The sequence below is a fragment of the Homoserinimonas sp. A447 genome (genome assembly GCF_054489325.1).
Window position 1 is genome coordinate 266,011 of record NZ_JBTMWW010000001.1, and the last position, 18,381, is coordinate 284,391.

Sequence of the window (18,381 nt, forward strand, 5' to 3'; positions counted from 1 at the left end):
GCGCCGACGTCGTTTGCGGCGATTCTGTGGTCGCTAGGGTGTTGTCATGCAGCCTGAGCCTGACTTGCCGGAAAGGCCAGAGGTCCACTCCCGCTCAACGTGGTCTACTCGCGCCTTCGCCTCCGTCATGCCGCGAGAGTGGCTAATTCATTCCCTCGAAGAGGATTACGGTATCGACCGCCGGGTAGAGGTCTTTGAGAACGGGCGCACGACCGGCATCACTTTCAACGTCCAGCTAAAGTCAACCGAACAGGGAAACGGACGGCGGCCGGCCACCCCCATCAAGCGCAAGACCTTGAACTACTGGGCACAGATGTCAGACCCGACGCTTGTTGTCATCGGGCACGACCCCACTGAAACACTCTGGTACCGCTGGTCTCACCTTTTGCCCTATGACGCGGACCCATCAACCGAGACCCGACAGGTGCATTGCGAGAAAATCTTAGACGGCGACTCGGCTGGCGCCTTGGTCGAGGAGGCGCGCGCCTGGCGGCTGGCTCGCGAGCTCCCACGCCATGTCCCTGTTAGCGTGTTCTTGACAGGGACTAGACTGTATGGCGAGTCCGCAAGCCCGCTGAAGACCGCTATCGCGCAGAAGCTGTCGATGCTCCCGTCCTTTTTCCGTGTCGTACACAGCGCGCCCAGCCTTCCATACCTGCAAGTGTCGATAGAGGACACGAAAGTCATGGTTGGAGTTCGAGGAGACGCCTCTCGACAGATCACATGGGGCCTGCCCGACCCAAGGGACTACAGTGCACTGGCAGCAGATGTAGTCGCTGCGCTCGCGTTGTCCTGCGCCGCGGTCGGTGCTGAGGACTTGTGCGTCCGATTGCTTGAGCTCGCCGCTCCCGAGACCCACACGCTCATGGAAGCGAACGGTTTCGGATACGCAATGCACCTTCTGACCCGGTACGGGGCGAACAGCACGGTGCTTACCTTGATCCGCCGTACGGCGGCGGTCGAAGATCACCCAGCGCGCGATATTGCTTTGGCGGCTGTCTCGTCCGCAAATCCAACCCCTGAGCTTCAGAAGGCGACCGCTTACGCGGTTCGCGACGCCGCACGGGCTTGGGCGCACCCCGCAGAGGGGCTATACAACGCGGGCCGTGCGCTACGTGAAGCAGACTCGGAAGAATCCCTTCGACTCTACGAGGAGGCGGCTGAAGCCGATCCGCGCTACCGCACTCGCGGGTACTGGTGGCGAGAGAAGGGCTCCACCCACTGGTCGCGAGGGGAGGAGGCCGAAGCGGAGGATTGCTATCGGCGAGCAGTCGAGCTCTCGGATCCTGCTGCCCAAGCGTACCTGGCTGATGTATTGATGCGGACAGGTCGGTATCGAGAAGCGAAGGACACGCTTACGGACGCGCCAATACTCGAATCACCAGAAGACGCACAGTGGCGACTGACGCTGAACGCACTCAACCTCATCGTTGATGGGCTGGGGATTGAGAGGCAGGAGCGTACAAGCCTCACCCTGCCTGACTTCAATCCTTCGATTGAGGGCGACAGCCCAGGCGCTCTGGAGGCGGCAGCGATGGATGCCATTCACGAAGATGCCCTGAACGGCGCGGCGTATTCCGCCCTGGCGGCCGCATGGAGGGACGAAGAGAACGAAGAGAAAGACTCGCTGCTCGCCTCGATGGCCGCGGCGGTAATAGTCAACACAGACCCGTACCTTTGGATGAATCTCATGATCCATACGTTGGACGATCGAACACAGGAGCCGAAAACACGAGTTCTAATCGCACAGGACGCCATGTGGTGTGCATGGAAGAACTTCGGCCCATCGTTCACAGACACGATTTTCGACTACCCACTACTGACAGACGAGGGCCGGGCATTCATCCTCGATTTCTTCGAGACAATGCGGCCAGCGTCCTCACCAACGGAGCTACGGATTCATTCCGACGAGGGTGACTATGAGTCGGTATTCATCCCCACTGAAGCGAAGAGAGCCACGAAAAGGTAAACAAGGGCGCTTAGGACTCGAAACGCAGACGCAATGGGGCCGTCCGATCGTGCGAGCGTTGATAATTACCGCATCCTGTTGGCGTGGCCATCTGTTCGGAGCGACCTCGGAACGCGGGGTCACCGCTATTGCCAGTCTTCTTCGGCCCCGACCAGTGAGTGAATGTCATGGCTGGCCGGTAGCATCCGGACATGACCCACTCAGTCGAAGAGATCCAGCAGTTCCGACGCGGTGAGCGCAGGCACCTGTTCGCTGCATACCGGGATGGCCGGGAGGATCTTTACTTCATCGAGAACGGTACTGCGGACGCCATCCGCGATTTTACGAAGACGACACTGAGATGCGCTGTTGCGGACTGTGCTGACCCAGACCTCATCGTGATCGCCCGAAGGACGAAGCGGCAAGGGTTTGCGCACAAGACCCACGGCGCCGGCAACCACGGACCAGAGTCCGAGTTCCACATTGCTGCGAAAGGTGTCATCCAGCGCTGGGCGGCCGCCCAGGATGCCACTGTGGTCGCCAGCCTAGAACGCGACCCTGACGGGACCCGGGCGCGGCGCACCGACGTCCATGTCGAGTGGCCAGACGGCTCTCAGGTCGCGTTCGAGCCTCAGTACTCGAACGTAACGATCGACAACTGGACCGAGCGACACGACTGGTACGAGAAGAATCAAATCCCGGACGTCTGGCTGTTTGGGCATGGCGGGAGTCAGCTCAGGACCTCCGGGACCGAAGGCTTCGTGAAGCTGAACGCTGTGCAACTCGCCGCAGCCCGCACCAGGCCGATGCTCTGGATCAACCCGCAGCAGGAGCAGGTGGCGACGATCGATGTGTCGTCGATGAGGCATTGGAACGGCACTGAACCGATCCGTGGCAAGCTACTGCTGATCCCGGTCGACGAGTGCGAGCTCACCAAGGAAGGGCTCACCCATCCGGAAATCGACCGTTGCCATGCACAGCTCACCGACCTGATCCGAGAGACAGAGGAACGGCGCGCTGCTCTTGTCCGAGAGGCTGAGAAGCCAGCATCAGACGAGTTTTCCTGGGCGGAGACTGCACCCACCACTCCTGTCAACACCGCCGTGCAGCAGAACGCATGGGATAAAGCGCTGAAGGCCCACCCGAAGGCGACGACGACTACAGCGTCCCATAAGGCCCGGCACGTTTCGGAGCGGCACAATACCGGGAGCGCAGGGGCATGGTCAGACTCCGCTGAATCTCGGAACCGTGCGCACGAGGCCGGCCTCCGATGGCTCGAGACCCCTGACGGTCAGGCGATGACCAGCCGGCTCGGCAGCAGCTGGCCTGCCGGGCTTCCGATGTGGCCGGTCCTGCTCCCGTTGCCGACCCACCAATGGCAGGGGTTCATCTACGAACGGTTTGTGCTCATGTGCGAGCCCGGCGCCGTCATGGATGAGAGCGCTGTGGTCGATGCGATCCTGAGCGAATTCGCCGGCAAGGAGATCGCCGGTGGTCCACCGCTGGATCTTCGTACGGTCCGTTGGGCGGTGAAAGAGTGGCATCAGCACGCTGCCGGAGTTCTCATCAAACGGCTCGGGTGTTACGAGTTCACCAGATTCCGGGCCGACGAGACACCCCCGCTGCTGCCGCGATTTCAGCTGCGGCCGTAAGCAAGGCGGCCCCGAGACGGCCGGTCTCGGTGGAGGTGGCTGGTCGGTTCACGCGAGGTGGGGCAGTGTCTAGAACACGATCCGCAGGCGTTCCGGCAGGGTGACCTTGCCGACAGCACCACGGGGCTGGCCAGCGACGCCGGTGCCTTGTCGGTTGGGTCGGGCTGGGGTTGGTTGTGGGACTCGAAGCCCTTCGCGCTGCGCCGGAGTGCCGATCAGATGCGTGTGGTCACCCTTCCGGAACCAGAACGGGGTGGCCCCGAGCAGCGCTTGATTTCGGAGGACCGCGGTTGGGTTGAACGTGTGCCAGGGCTCGAACGGGTACTCGTTCAGCAACGACCGGGACACCCACTTGCCGGCGCCGTGCACCTCAGGCTTCAGCGCGAAGTCGCAGCGCAGCTCGAAGAACTCCTTCGACATGAGATGACGGCCGGGGAACCACTGGTCCCAGGAGACGACCCCGATCCGGGCGGCGGCTGAGTCACGGCTGGTCCCAGGGAACTCGCGGAGCACTTCCGCGATCACCTTGATGATTTCAGACCGCGGGTCACGGCCATTCTTGAGTCGATCTGGGTGAGGCGCTGCGATGAAGATGACAACGATCCCGGAGGTTTCCAGGGGCCGCTCGGAGAGCAGCTTGGCCCATCGATGGATCTTGCTCTTGAGTGTTTTGGAGGCCGAGGCTGTGACCTCAAGGACGATCCGCATTCCATCGGGGCGGATCAGTACGCCGTCGGCGCGGCGGTTGTCGTGTCCCCTCATCGGCTTTCCTAGTCCGGAGCCTGCGAGGAGGTCGACGCTAGCCAGCTTTTCGCCGAGGACCCCGGCGATGTGCAGGTGCTCCGCTGCGCGCAAGGCCAGTTCTGCTGCAAGAACGTTGTGGCGATCGTACTGCCCTCCAACGCTCCATGGATATCCGCCAGTGACCTGGATAGTCTCCGGCCACGTGAGCGTCGGAGCGATCAGACGCTTGTAGGTGTCGGTGGCGCTGGGGCGATACAGGGAGCGTCCATCGAAACCCGCCTCTCCGGTGAGCGCGGCCGGGAACGTGGCGATGTCGATGAGGCCGAGACTGAACGATGCAGCGACCATTTTGGTGGTCGGAGTATCGAGCGCATCACACCCAGTGAAGGCGGCCGCCTGCTGCGCGGTGACCGTGCGCCAGGAGTCCAGAGCGCCCCAGAAGGCGAGGCGCTCCTTCCGGCCTCGCGGGGAGGTCAATACCTCCATCGCTTCGCTCTGATCGAGGAGGAACTTGCGATTCACCCGGGTGCCGTCGATGTCGGCGCGCTGCTGCAGCGACACCCGCGTCGACCAATACGCTTGCGCTCCTGGTGCCCACAACCCGTCCCAGTACGGGTCGCGCCGCATCGCGGTGGTGGAGTATTGCGAGCCATTGCGGGTGGGAACCTTCGAAGCATGAACAGCAGGCACAGGGTGGGAGCTCGGCGATGGTCCTCGGTGGGTTGTGGCGACACGCGGTTCAGCGTTCGGCGCACAATCCTCATGCGCCGTCACAGGGGGCGGGGAGGACTCCTGAGTGCCGGTTTGAGCGGCGGCACCCTGCGCGGAAACGGCGGAGAGAAAGGGATGTGGATTAGTCATGTAACCCAGCATGCGTAGATTTGAGCCACCTCCGGCGGTTCGCATGAGCTTCGGGATATACGGGTACTTAGGAACATGGACCCAGGTTCCACAGATGCCGTAAATCCCACGAGGAGATGGGCAGGGGAGAGTTGCGTCTTCCCTACATATACAGACGTTCAACGGTGGACAATCAAGCGGCGCCAGTCTGGGGTATCACTGTCTGGCCCATCTTCCTTGGCCCCTGTCTGATCTCGCAATGGTTGGGAGCGGACCCCGCGCTCTTGCAGCGCAACACCCCGTCCTTGAGCGACAGACCCATTCGGGTGGCAGTCGGTGACGACACATACGATCTTGCGAGCAGCGTCGGGTCTGATGCGTCGAGGGCTGGCCCATCACCGCTGAGCTGTCGTCTGGTGGTACGACCAACTGTCGTTGTCGCGAACGGTCAGCCTGACCGCGCCGTCACCGTTGCTGAGCCAATGAGACGTGCCGTTGACTGGTGGCGCGCGTTGCGATTCGAGGGTGCTCTCGCGACGTGTACCGCCCCGCGACCTCGCACTAGCAACGCCTGCGAAGGTTGAGCTCCGGCCGGGCTTGGGCGGCAGTGGTCACCACCAGGGCAGGTCCGCTGTCCAGAGGGCTTCGCGCTGCGCAGCGGCACTGCACTTTTAGTAGCACCCCTCTTAGTAACACCCGTTGCCACTTGCTTATTGCGAACGATTCGAAAGGCGTGCGTGAGCGGCTACCGCCGACTCGATCGCGGCATAGGTCGGCTATCGCCGGGTGCTCCGCTCACGCTGACAGGAGTCAGAAAGGGCGCGCTCGAAGCTTCTATTCGACTGCCTGGCTTCGAAACTCCCACCTCCTCAGATATTGCGCATAGGTCTCACGGCGAGGGACCGACACCAGTCGATCCTCTACACGCCGACCACTCGCTTTGTGCGGTGGCAGAGAGGGACAAATTGTCCAACCAAGAATCAACACAGGATCACGACTCGGACGAGGCTGCTCGTGCGCGGCGACCCGATGAGGCGGTGTCGCCAGTAACGGGTGCCGCTGACGTGACTGGCGCAAGTCCGGAGCTGGACGCGGCCAATAGCGCTTCGTCTGGGCCGCTCCCGGAGCTGGCTAAGGAGGTCGACCTGCCACCGTTCGTGTCCGCCGACTACTCCGAATTCATTACTGGGTCCGGCGCGGAAAAGCTCGCTGACTCCGGCGTGGCTCCGCTGGTGGCTGCCGCCCGCGGATACAAGCGGCTCGACTCATCGAACTTCGCCCCGGAGATGCGCCTGATGGGAGTGCAGGGCGCAACCAAGCAGGGCATGCGGTTGAGACGATCGTTGAACGGTCGTGGCAACGGCATGCAAATGCCGTGGTACTCCCTGGCCGACATTCAAGAAGCCGACAAGACCGGTGAGTCGGCGATCCCGTTCACGTTCCAGGTGCGCCCCGACCGCCCAGAGAACAACGTCCATGGCAAGCCCGTGAAGTACGAGTTCATCGCCGGTAGCGGTACCCCGCTCGATGCCCACCCCACAGTTCCGGCCTCCTGGATCGACACAACACCGGTGGTGATGATCACCGAGGGCCTGCTCAAGGGAGACTCCGCTCTCACTGCCTACCTCCACAAGCACGGTGCCACCTGGGCGGAACTCAGCGACGGAAGCGAAGGTGCAAGCGAGCGCCTTCTCCAGCTTCTGAGGAACATCCCGGAAGCGGAGCGCATCCTCATCGTCTCCATCGCCGGGATCAACAACACCGCACAGAACCCGGCAGACTGGCGCCACATCAAGCTCCGGGGGCGGGAAGCATGGATCGCGTTCGACGCCGACCTCGACTCGAACATCCACGTGTGGCGAGCGGCGGCAAAGCTGTGGGAAAACCTCGAGGCACGAGAGAACGTCGACCGGGTCCGACTGCTGTCACCGAAGGTGACGGTGAGTTCTGGGATCGAAAAGGCCGGCATCGATGACTTCCTCGCCAAGGTCGGCACCTGGGACGACCTGCTCCTCCACATGACCACCGGTCTGCCCGAGGCGCCCGTCGTCCACGCTGAAGACATCCCCGGCTCCTGGCGGATCTCTAAGGACGGTCTGTCCACCGAGGAGTGCGTCCCAATCAAAGGTGGCCCGAACGGCGAAGTCACCGCCTACCACTGGAAAAAGGTGCTGAACTTCGGCGGTCGTATCGCAGTCAGCGAACAGCGCCGCCAGCCCACCGACGACGAACTGCGCACCGGAGAGTACAACGACAACGTCCGTGCCCATGAGATCGAAGACACCCAAACCGAGGTCGAGATCGCCTGGCTCAACGCCGACGGCCAGGTGGTAACAGCGACGGTCACCGGACCGGAGCGTGTGATCTTGAATGAGTTTCCCCGAGAGTGGGCCCGTAAGAGCGAGGTCAGCATCCCATCGGCAGTGTTCCACCTCCCAGAATGGCCACCAACCAACAGGGACGCTGAGAAGTGGCTGAAGGCAATGAAGAGCCACCGCGACGACGAAATCGTTAAGCGCACCCGCTGGATGCAGATGGGGTGGGTGCCAGTGCCGGGCGGCCACCCAGTGTTCCTCATCGGCGACCAGGTCGTCGGCGATGCCGCTGAGGGCGCTGCCATCGGAGGCGTCGATAACCGGGAGCTGAACGTGGCCTCGAAATACGGTGTCGGGGAGAAGATCCCAATCGGCGACTACGACGACCCGAAGTATCGGGAAAGAGTCCGGGTGGACCTCGAAGCGGTCCTCGACGCGTACGTCCGAAACAAGCCGTTCACGGAAGCCTCGACCACGGCCTTGATCCTCGGTGGGGCGCTCCGCCCGGTGGTGCCGCTGCGCCCGAAGGCAACCATCTTCCTGTGGGGGCCGAAGGGCTCCGGTAAGAGCTTCGGCGCTCAGCGGATGATGGCGTTCTGGGCACGGAACAAGAACTGCTGGATTGACCAGCTGCCAGGCTCCGCAAAGGACACCATCACCTACATGGAGCACTGTGTCGCACGCACCCCGATCTGGGTCACGGATGACATGGCGCCGTCCGAGGTGAAGGCTCAGGCTGAGGCTGAGAACGCGAAGCTCGCCGACCTGACCCGGAACATCTTCAACAACGCGGCCAAGGGCAGGATGAACGCGAACATGACATCTCGGGCCTCGAACATGCCGATCGCCCAATTCGTGATCACGGCGGAGCACACCCTCACCACCCCGTCCGTGAAGGAGCGTCTGATCCCGGCGTTCCTCGGCCCGGGCAAGCTAAACGAGTCGCGCGACCCAACGGACGAGTTGGAGCGTATCGCGTTCGAGGACGGCACCCCCGCTCGCCTGACCGCGCACCTGATCAAGTACGTCATCTACACCTCAAGCCGCATGGACGGCGGATGGGCGGCCTACATCGAAGAGATGCAGGACCGGGTCCGGAGCATCCAGAACAAGGTCCAAGTGATGATGAGAGAGCGAGGCACACCACCCGGCTCGCTGAAGCGTGTCTCCAGCCTCGCAGCGGACATCATCCTCAGCATCTCACTCCTGCACAAGCTCGCGATCACGGTCGGAGCGGACGCGAAGACCATATCGATGCTGACCGACAAAGGCCTCGTGAAAGACCTCGTCAACGGCGTCCACAACGCCCATATGGACAACCAGCAATACACTCCGGGACGCTCTACACTCCGTGCCGTCGCAGCCCTCCTGAACTCCGGTCGCGCGCACGTCATCAACGCAGCAGTCCCGTCTATCCCGCCCGTGACCGACGACCTGACAGATAACACCCTGGTCAACATGTCCCTCGGCTGGGTGAACAACACCGGCAGCGAAGGCGGTCTGAAGGCGGGTGGAATCTGCATCGGACGAGTGGTCAACTCACCCAAGTTCGGCCAGCTCATCCTGTTCTTCCCCGACGTCGCTTTCAACGCTGCGCAGGACGCGCACTCGGAGATGATCCAGCACGGTCAGCAGCAGACAGGCGCCTGGAATAGTGTCTGGGATGAAGGGCTCACGCCGGAGGGACTCACCCGGACAACGCCAAAAGGCAAAGCGCCGCTCAACACCTGGAGATTTCAGGGAATATCTGGCGTTCCGGTCGCCGTCAAGGACCTGCTGAAGCAAGGCGACGAGACCAGCGACTACCTCGAAGACGACCAGAACTGAACTGAACTGAGCTGACCGGCGGGCTTCCCACGCTTGGAAATCCACCACCTATCCACCCGTTTTCCTTCCGTTTCTACCGGCAGGTGGATTGTTCCAGCCCCGCCAATGCTGGGATGCGGGCACCTCGAAGCGCCATTTCAACCATTTCAACCAACAAAAGCACTCCTACATAGGAAGACAAGACAGTGTCACGTCAGTAGACACACACTGACTGAGTCACTAGGTAGTAGTAGAGAAGTTGGTTGAAATGGTTGAAATAGGTATTCCAATACCTTGCTTGCCTTCATTCGATAGGGATATCGGCATCCACCAGTTGGTGGAAATCTTCGATGCCGCGGTTGAAACCGGTGGAAATCCGGGGAGGAGGGAACAACGCCAGGGCCTTCATCGAGTCCTGACATCGTTGCCAGGGCCGGAAAGCTCTTTCAGGTAGACGGCGACACACTCTCGCCACGGCTCCGGTGACAGTTCAAATGTGAACATCCATGAAACCCCGACAACCTCAACATTCGGTCCGAAAGACTGGGTTCAACGCTGGGCGATCGCCCTAACCACTCCTCTCTACCCTCTGCGCATGCGAAAAGAGATCGACACGGAGATGCGCACCTTCGCCAGGAGGATGCCCGAGTACCACTCCGTCCTTATGGCTGGACTGCTCCACGACACTATTTCAACCCTTGACACCGACGACCCTTTCCGCCGCATGTACAGGGATGGTGCCGGTATTATCCGAATCTCCGGCGGAGAAGCGTTCGGCTCCTGGCACAACGCGACCGACATGATGCCGGCATCCCACGCCGACATCGGACGTGACATCTCCCTCGCACCGATGACGGAGCCGCTCTCGGACGAGTCCGTGGAGATCTTCTTTCGCGCGTCCCACTCTTGGGAGCGAACCCGCGACTACTTGGAAGTGCTGAGCCTCCGAAACAAGACTCTGGAGCTCAACCAGCATGTCTTCGAGGCCGCTGAAGACGCTATTCGGTGGGGGCTGTTGCGCCGCCAGGCTTATGCACTCGACGACGGTTTCTTCCCGTTGGCGGCTAAGACCTGGGCCAATCGCGTCACGAGGATTGTCAACGGTGAGCCGTTCGATGAAGCGAGGATGCTGCGGCTGCGCTCAGGTTCCGCAACGGCCCCTGGTACATACGAGGCGTTGACGAAGGCAGAGGATCGGGGAAGGTGTGTGCCAGTCTGGCGTGTCGGAGAGAGCTCGCCTTTAAGCTAGAGTGCTCGCCCTCACAATTGGCGGTTTTTGTTCGCCAGGTTCGCCAATGGCTGGCGCTCCAAGTCGCTGAACGATTGGTGAGTGGCGCTAACCTTCCTCCGCAAGCGTGATTGCCGCGTTGACTGCGGCTACCACTTGGGCAAACGAACCGGCAAGGCGATCTGCCGCGGCATGCATGGCGCTCCTTCCGAGAATGAGAGCCATCAGCGCTGGGTCGGCACACGCTCGCGGTGCCGCTATGCATACCGGTATCTCCGAGCTCATATCTCGGGCAATGACGGAACCGAACACGGAGTTGGCGAACGCGACGTACTTCACGGTGTGCGCTTCATAGGTTGTTGAGTCCATGGGCGAGCAGGCACAGTAGCCTGCTCCGCCGAGCGTTAGTAAGGAGCGTGTGCGAACGTCCTCAATGAGACTCCGACGGCTATCCGAGTCATCTGGGCCGAGGCGCGCCGTCACCACGATCAGATCGATGGTTCCTTCGAATAGCGCTTGCAGCGACGCCTCCGTCGATACGCGTTCGACTAGCTCGGCGGGCTCCCATACTTGGGCGAGCGCTTGGCCCACATTCCAGCGTCGGATTGGATCCATGGTCCTCAGGTAATCCAGCGCACTATCGAAAGACATATTCACCATTTCTTTGGGCTGGATTCCCGGCCTGACTAGGCCCCCAGCGGAATGTCGAAGTTATCTTGAGCATCCGACATGCTTATTAATTGCTGACCCGCGCGATACTGCGAAGATTTGCTGAGGCTCATAAGTCTCTATGAGTCGTCCGCCTCGATAGGCGGGAGCCAGCGGAGATTATCTGCAAGGACTTTCGCCGACCGGTCCAATGCCTCATTGGACAAGCCCATTTGGCTTAGGACAAGGAGGGTCAGTACCGCTCGAGTCTGGAGGTTGACGTGATCGAGCAACCGGGACCCGGCGCCATCGCGTCGGTCGATATGCGAACCCGTGTGGGCGAGCTTGTTGCGCACTGCCTTCACTCCGGCGATCCAGGTCTTGCTGCTGAACCCGGCGAGCTCGACCCTCGCAGGTGTTATTAGCGCGACAAGCTCGGTGAGACGAGTGTGTAGGGTTGGCCGATTGTTTTTCATCGCTTCACGAAGGAACTGTCGGAAGGGTCCGTTCGCTTTACCTGGAAAGGCTGCGATCAATGAGGGTAGTTGCGCCTCGAGATAGCCAACGGGAAACCTTGTCTTGGTATCTCCGAGGGCACTGTGTAGATGTTCGGCGGCGGCCATGGCGGAGGAGGTTGAGCTTTCGAGCACACCGCGCGAGGCGTGGTGGTACATGACGACCACCTGTGGGGCAGGGAACAGCTCATCAACAAGTTTCCACCAGGAAGTGAAAATATCGGCAGGTGCTGCGTGGCCGGCGGACAAGACCATCTGACTGGGTCGCAGGTGCCTCGTTTGGACGCCGTTATACGCGTCCTTCCGTATCACCGGGAGGTTAGGGCTGGAATCGTCTTGTTGGAGCCATTCTCCGAGCACGGGGGCGCCGCTCTGATACGAGAATGTTAGTAGTGCTCGCAGATCAAACACTAGAAGGTCATGGAACCGGGCGGGCGCCGGTGGCGTCGTCTCGAACACGACACGCACATCGTCGCCGGTGTGATTCATGATGGCGCCCTTGGGGAATGAGTCGTTTGTCTCCACCCTCATCGGGTATTCGATTGTCGTGAGAACCGTGTAGTCCGTTTCGAACTCATCTAAATGGAGGCCGCTAAGCGTTACGGCATCGAATTGAGGCAGCTCTTCGTAGGGCAAGCCGGATGAAACAGGGTCCTCGATGCGGGACCATTCGCGCAGGTCATGAAGTCGGTGTGCTGAGCGGCGGAACCTGACTGCTGAGTAGTCACCCAGGTGCTCGCCCCGTATGGCGTAACTGAACCGGCGAGAGTGCTTCGACGATCCATCCCGCGTTGGCTTGCTGGAGTGTTCTAAGTAGTTTTCGGCAAGGTCCCAGAGCGTGACCTTCTCTCCATTCTCTAGTTCGCCGTGGAGTGTTGGGCCTCGGCCCAGTTCAAAGACCTCCTGCCCGATCGGTGGCGATCGCACGGAAAGGAATGGGCTTCGCTTGAGGAAACGCAAGGTTCCCGGGTAAGAGAGTTCGGGGTTGTCCGCGGGCCACCAACGCCCGCGATACTTCCGTTTCGGGTCCCAGTCGGGAAGTGACTTCGGAGTCGACATGGGGATGAGTCTGCCAGAGGGGACAATTGGGGCGATCTTCTCACGTTCGACCCATGGCCCGTGTGCTTGTGCTCCATCGGTCGCTACACGGCGTTCGCCGACCTCATCGAGGTGGCGTAACACCGCAGATCTGCTCTGATCCTGACCTGACGGCTGCGCTCTCCAGCGAAGTCAGTGAGCCGTTAGACCAATGCGTCTGATTGCCCAGCCATTGCGCGGCCGGCCAGGTACCAACCCGAACCGGAGCGGGACTTGTTCCCACCGAGGGTGGACCTCCTGCCAAGGGCCATTGTCAGGCGCCGTTTACCGGACCGCTCACCCCGTGATGGGATACGAAATCCATGCGAGCGGCCATCGTCGCTGCCCGAAAGGAGCGGAAGTAGCCGACTACCTGACGGTCTTGGGAACGCTCCGCCCAGGTCACGGCGCGGTAGCCGAGCTCGCCCTCGATACAGATGAGACGGATGATTCCGTAACGCTTTTCAGTCGGACCCAGCATGATCCAAACTCCTGGCGCAGGCTCCGTCGCAGCAAGGATTGGATGCCAGACAGTCATCTGCTCCCTCCTTGATCTGGAGCAGCCGGCCTCTGCGATTTGATGTTATTCCCCGTGCGTCGTCGTGAAGTAGACGCCGGCAGCAGGTCCCCGGACATGTCGCTGATTACCGATAGCTTGGTTGAATCACTGCGCATCACCCCCGAGAGGCACCATGGCTGCGAGCATCCACGACATCCTGAGCGAGCTGCGGTCGGTCGCCTACGACGAGCATGACAAGGGCACTCGCTTTGAGCGCTTGATGCAGTCGTACCTGACGATCGAGCCGATGTACGCGGACGAGTACAGCGACGTGTGGATGTGGAAGGACTACCCGAACCGGGGGAGTCGCACCGACACCGGTATCGACCTGGTGGCCCAGACGCACAGTGGTGAGCGGGTGGCGATTCAATGCAAGTTCTACGACCCCTCCACCCAGGTCACCAAGCCCATGCTGGATTCCTTCCTGGCTGCCTCCAGCAAGAACTTGGACGGCAAACCCGAGTTCGCCGGCCGCATGGTGATCTCCACCAGCGACAACTGGGGTGGGAACGCGGAAGGCGCAGTTGAGAACCAGAACCCACCGGTCCAGCGCTTGCGCGTGCAGGATTTGGATGATTCGTCGATCGACTGGTCCCAGTTTTCGCTGAATACCCCCGGCGAGTTGACGCGGAAGCCGGCGAAGGAGCCGTTCCCACACCAGGTGAAAGCCATCTCTCGGGTCGTTGAGGGCTTCCAGTCCGCCGACCGGGGCAAGCTCATCATGGCGTGTGGCACCGGCAAGACCTTCACTTCGCTGAAGCTGGTTGAGGAGATGGTCCCCCTCGGCGGCACAGTGCTCTTCCTGGTCCCGTCGATCTCGCTGCTGGCACAGACGCTCAAGGAGTGGACTATCGAGTCCGCCGTGCCACTGCGAGCGTTCGCCGTGTGCTCGGATGTGTCGGTGGGCAAGCGCAAGAACGATGAAGACATCCCCGTCACTGATCTCGCCTACCCGGCGACCACCAACACCAGCAAGCTGATTGCGAAGTTCTCCGAGATTCCCGAAGGGTTCGGCGGGATCACCGTGGTGTTCTCCACTTATCAGTCCATCGATGTGGTTGCGCAGGCGCAGGGCAAGGGCATCCCTGAGTTCGACCTGATCGTTTGCGATGAAGCGCACCGCACCACCGGTGTAACGCTCGCGGGCGACGAGGAATCCGCGTTCGTTCGGGTGCACAACCAGGACTACGTCAAAGGCAAGAAGCGACTCTACATGACGGCGACGCCCCGCATCTACGCCGATGCGAGCCGGTCGAAAGCCGAAGAGGCTGGGGCCCTGCTCACAGACATGGACAGCCCCGAGTTTTACGGCGAAGAGTTCCACCGGCTCGGCTTCGGCGAGGCTGTTTCGATGGGGCGCCTCACCGATTACAAGGTTCTCATCCTGGCCGTTGACGAGTCCTACGTCTCCAAGCGGTTCCAGCGCCTTCTGGCCGACGATAACAACGAGCTCACTCTCGACGATGCCGCCAAGATTGTCGGCTGCTGGAACGGGCTTTCCAAGCGCTCGCTCAGCCCCGAGGAGTTCGCGCTCGATCCGGAACCGATGAAGCGCGCGGTGGCTTTCGCCCGGAACATCAACGAGTCCAAGAAGATCGCGAACCTGTTCGAGAAGGTTGTCGAGGCAGAGATTGAAGCAATCGACCGTGAGACCGACGAGACTGCCTCGGACCTGCTCGATGTTGAGGTGCACCACGTCGACGGCACCTACAACGTGCTCGACCGCAACAAAGAACTCGACTGGCTGAAACAAGACCCCGGCGCCGGCAACGCTCGAATCCTCACCAACGCCAAGGTCCTCTCGGAAGGAGTGGATGTACCCGCACTGGATGCGGTGATGTTCCTCAACCCGCGTGACTCCGTAGTCGATGTCGTCCAGTCGGTCGGCCGAGTAATGCGCAAGCTCGAAGGCAAGAAGTACGGCTACGTCATCCTGCCGATCGGCGTCCCGTCGGACATGGACCCGGCCACCGCCCTTAACGACAACAAGAAATACAAGGTTGTCTGGCAGGTCCTCCAGGCGCTCCGTGCCCACGATGAACGCTTCGATGCGATGGTCAACAAGATCGACCTCACTAAGTCCACCGAAGGCAAACTCTCGGTCATCGGCGTCGGAGGCGGAGGCAAGGGGCGGGACGACGACGAGAAGGATTACGGCTCGGTCACTCTCGACTTCCCCGCGCTGGATCAATGGCGCGACGCGATCCTCGCCAAGATCGTGCAGAAGGTCGGCGAACGCCGCTACTGGGAAAATTGGGCCAAGGACGTTGCGGGGATCGCCTCGGACCACATGACCCGCATCAAGGCCCTGGTCGAAGGCTCGGACGCCACGCTGCATGACGAGTTCGCTCGATTCCTAAAGGGACTCCAAGATAACCTCAACCCTTTCATTGCCGAACGCGACGCTATCGAGATGCTCTCCCAGCACCTCATCACCAGGCCCGTTTTCGACGCCCTGTTCGAGGGCTATGCCTTCAGCGACCACAACCCCGTCTCCCAAGTCATGCAGCGCATGATCGACGCGCTCGAAGAGCAGCACTTGGAGAAGGAGACCGAGAAGCTTGACAAGTTCTACGCCTCGGTCCGGACCCGCGCTGCCGGCATCACAGATGCGGCGGCGAAACAGCAAATCGTCAAGGAACTGTACGAGAAGTTCTTCCAAACCGCGTTCTCCGGAACCAGCGACCGCCTCGGCATCGTCTACACACCCAATGAGATCGTGGACTTCATCATCCACTCCGTCGATGACGCCCTAAAAGCTGAGTTCGGAGCAAGCCTCTCCGACCAGGGCGTCCATGTACTCGACCCCTTCACCGGAACCGGCACGTTCATCGTCCGGCTTCTCCAGTCGGGCCTGATCAAACCCGAAGACCTCGCCTACAAATACCGGTACGAACTCCATGCCAATGAGCTGGTGCTGCTGGCCTACTACGTCGCCGCGATCAACATCGAAGAGACCTACCACCACCTCACAGGCGGCGACTACTCCCCATTCGAGGGCATCGTCCTCACCGACACGTTCCAAATGAACGAAGCCGACGACGAACTCGACAAACACGGAGTCTTCCCCGAGAACAACCAACGAGCGGAAGTGCAAAAGGCCCTCGACATCCGGGTCGTGATTGGTAATCCGCCGTATTCGAAAGGACAGGAGTCCGGCAATGATAATCAGCAGAATCTGAAGTACCCGTCCCTCGATGCGAAGATCGCGGCGACATATGCGGCCCATTCAACTGCGCAGAACAAGAACAATCTCTACGACTCCTACATCCGTGCCATCCGCTGGGCATCCGACCGCATCGGCGATAGAGGCATCGTTTCCTACGTCTCCAACGGCGGATTCATCGACGGCAACACCGCAGACGGCCTCCGCAAGACCTTCGCCGCCGAGTTCAGCAGCATCTACGTCTTCAACCTCCGAGGAAACCAGCGCACCGCAGGCGAGCAATCCCGCAAGGAGGGCGGCAAAGTCTTTGGCAGCGGCAGTCGAGCAACGGTGGCGATCTACCTCCTCATCAAGAACCCCGACGACCCAGCTCTGGGTAAAGTGTTCTACCGCGATATCGGCGACTACCTCACCCGCGAGCAGAAACTTGAAGTCGTCCGCGCCGCCCGCAGCTACACCGGCATCGACTGGACGCCGATCATCCCGAACGCAGAAGGCGACTGGGTCAACCAACGCAACGCCAACTTCGAATCCTTCACGCTCCTCGCCTCCAAAGATCGCAATGAGGCTCGGAAACTCCGGTTCTTGAATGCACACTCCCGTGGAGTGGAATCTGGCAGAGACGCATGGGTCTACGGATCGTCGAAAGAGAACTTGATGTCGGGTGTCAAGCGCACAGTGGAGCGGTACAACCTCGAAGTAGAGAAGATCAGGAGCGGAGGCATAGTCGCGGATCGCGACACCGACGGGGCGGGCATCAGTTGGACTTCAACCCTCGTAAGCAGACTTGAACGCCAGCAGCCAATCACGGTAAGTCGGGACAACCTTCGCCGATCTATTTACCGCCCGTTCCAAGCTCAGTGGCTCTACTTCGGCCCTGAATTGATCCACCGTCCTGGTCAGCTCGGGGCGTTCTTCCCAGCGTCGCGTATCGAGAACTGGGGCTACTACATCACCGCGCCCGGTGCCGGTCACGCCTTCTCGCTCATGGCAGTACCGGCTATGCCTGACCTCGCATTTTGGGGGTCCGGGAGCGGGCAGTTCTTCGCTCGCTACAGGTTCGAGGCACGGGATGTCGATGGCGATCTCCTCTCGGCTCTTGACGATGACGGAACGCCCTACCGACGTGTCGACAACGTTACGGATGACATCCTTGCCGACTACCAGAGAACCTCCGGGCCCGAGGTCACGAAGGATGAGATCTTCTTTTACCTTTACGGCATCCTCCACTCGCCGGACTACCGCGAACAGTTCGCAGGCGACCTGAAGAAGATGCTGCCACGCATCCCGAAGGTCAAGGACTTCCGCACCTTCAGCGATGCCGGGCGCAAGCTGTCCGAGTTACACCTTGGTTACGAGACCGCCGAGCCGTACCCGCTCGACGAACAGCGCAGCGTCCAAGCGAGCTATCGCGTCGAGAAAATGAAATACGCCAAGGTGGGACGCTTCGCGGACAAGTCCACTGTTATATACAACAGCGGCGTTACTGTCTCAGGAATCCCCGATGAAGCGCACGAGTATATGCTCGGGTCACGCTCCGCGATCGACTGGATACTTGAGCGTTACCAGGTCAAGACGGACAAGGCGTCGGGAATCGTCAATGACCCAAACGACTGGGCGGAGGAACAGGGCAACCCCCGCTACATCCTCGACCTACTCGCCCGCATCGTGACGGTCAGTGTCGAGACGGTGAAGATCGTGAAGTCGCTGCCGCCGCTGGACTCTGTCGACTAGGAGCGAGCGCAAGCTGCTGCCATTGTCATCGTCAGCGTGAATGGACAGGCTCTCCTACGCTGCTAGCGCCAACCCTAGCTGGTGGAGAAAGTCTGCAATGTCCGTCTTCTTGTGAGTTGCTGTCACCGCTAGGCGACGACGGCCCGAAT

8 protein-coding genes are annotated in these 18,381 nt (G+C 60.9%); 5 read left to right on the top strand and 3 right to left on the bottom strand.

Annotated elements, in window-relative coordinates; genetic code table 11:
- Nucleotides 1-46 precede the first annotated feature (46 nt).
- On the top strand, nucleotides 47-1,969 hold the full coding sequence (locus ACX3O0_RS01305; RefSeq protein ID WP_459106515.1) for a DUF4365 domain-containing protein: 1,923 nt from the start codon (nucleotides 47-49) through the stop codon (nucleotides 1,967-1,969).
- 191 nt (nucleotides 1,970-2,160) lie between these two features.
- Entirely contained in the window at nucleotides 2,161-3,600 is a 1,440-nt protein-coding gene (locus ACX3O0_RS01310; RefSeq protein ID WP_459106516.1) for a competence protein CoiA family protein, read from the top strand.
- Nucleotides 3,601-3,669: 69 nt separating this feature from the next.
- Here the strand turns inward: ACX3O0_RS01310 and ACX3O0_RS01315 are convergent, their stop codons facing one another.
- Nucleotides 3,670-5,034, bottom strand: a complete 1,365-nt coding sequence (locus tag ACX3O0_RS01315; RefSeq protein ID WP_459106517.1) for a hypothetical protein — start codon at nucleotides 5,032-5,034, stop codon at nucleotides 3,670-3,672.
- A gap of 1,214 nt (nucleotides 5,035-6,248) precedes the next feature.
- On the opposite strand from ACX3O0_RS01315, the gene ACX3O0_RS01320 reads away from it, so the two are divergent.
- Both ACX3O0_RS01320 and ACX3O0_RS01325 read left to right on the top strand, forming a co-directional pair.
- Complete coding sequence (locus ACX3O0_RS01320) at nucleotides 6,249-9,326, top strand: hypothetical protein (RefSeq protein WP_459106518.1); 3,078 nt, start codon at nucleotides 6,249-6,251, stop codon at nucleotides 9,324-9,326.
- Nucleotides 9,327-9,900: 574 nt separating this feature from the next.
- Nucleotides 9,901-10,554, top strand: coding sequence for a hypothetical protein (locus tag ACX3O0_RS01325; RefSeq protein ID WP_459106519.1), 654 nt, complete (start codon nucleotides 9,901-9,903; stop codon nucleotides 10,552-10,554).
- Nucleotides 10,555-11,321: 767 nt separating this feature from the next.
- Here ACX3O0_RS01325 and ACX3O0_RS01330 read toward each other — a convergent pair.
- Both ACX3O0_RS01330 and ACX3O0_RS01335 read right to left on the bottom strand, forming a co-directional pair.
- Nucleotides 11,322-12,755 (bottom strand): ApeA N-terminal domain 1-containing protein, encoded by a 1,434-nt coding sequence (locus tag ACX3O0_RS01330; protein WP_459106520.1) that lies wholly within the window; start codon nucleotides 12,753-12,755, stop codon nucleotides 11,322-11,324.
- 292 nt (nucleotides 12,756-13,047) lie between these two features.
- Nucleotides 13,048-13,311 (bottom strand): hypothetical protein, encoded by a 264-nt coding sequence (locus ACX3O0_RS01335; RefSeq protein WP_459106521.1) that lies wholly within the window; start codon nucleotides 13,309-13,311, stop codon nucleotides 13,048-13,050.
- A 154-nt stretch (nucleotides 13,312-13,465) separates the two neighbouring features.
- Here ACX3O0_RS01335 and ACX3O0_RS01340 point away from each other — a divergent pair, with 154 nt between their 5' ends.
- Entirely contained in the window at nucleotides 13,466-18,232 is a 4,767-nt protein-coding gene (locus tag ACX3O0_RS01340; RefSeq protein ID WP_459106522.1) for a DEAD/DEAH box helicase, read from the top strand.
- The last annotated feature ends 149 nt before the right edge of the window (nucleotides 18,233-18,381 follow it).

Excerpts from the sequence above, each read along its gene's own strand:
- ACX3O0_RS01305 (WP_459106515.1), top strand. The coding sequence starts at position 47 with ATGCAGCCTGAGCCTGACTTGCCGGAAAGGCCAGAGGTCCACTCCCGC.
- ACX3O0_RS01310 (WP_459106516.1), top strand. The coding sequence starts at position 2,161 with ATGACCCACTCAGTCGAAGAGATCCAGCAGTTCCGACGCGGTGAGCGC.
- ACX3O0_RS01325 (WP_459106519.1), top strand. The coding sequence starts at position 9,901 with ATGCGAAAAGAGATCGACACGGAGATGCGCACCTTCGCCAGGAGGATG.
- ACX3O0_RS01330 (WP_459106520.1), bottom strand. The coding sequence starts at position 12,755 with ATGTCGACTCCGAAGTCACTTCCCGACTGGGACCCGAAACGGAAGTAT.
- ACX3O0_RS01335 (WP_459106521.1), bottom strand. The coding sequence starts at position 13,311 with ATGACTGTCTGGCATCCAATCCTTGCTGCGACGGAGCCTGCGCCAGGA.
- ACX3O0_RS01340 (WP_459106522.1), top strand. The coding sequence starts at position 13,466 with ATGGCTGCGAGCATCCACGACATCCTGAGCGAGCTGCGGTCGGTCGCC.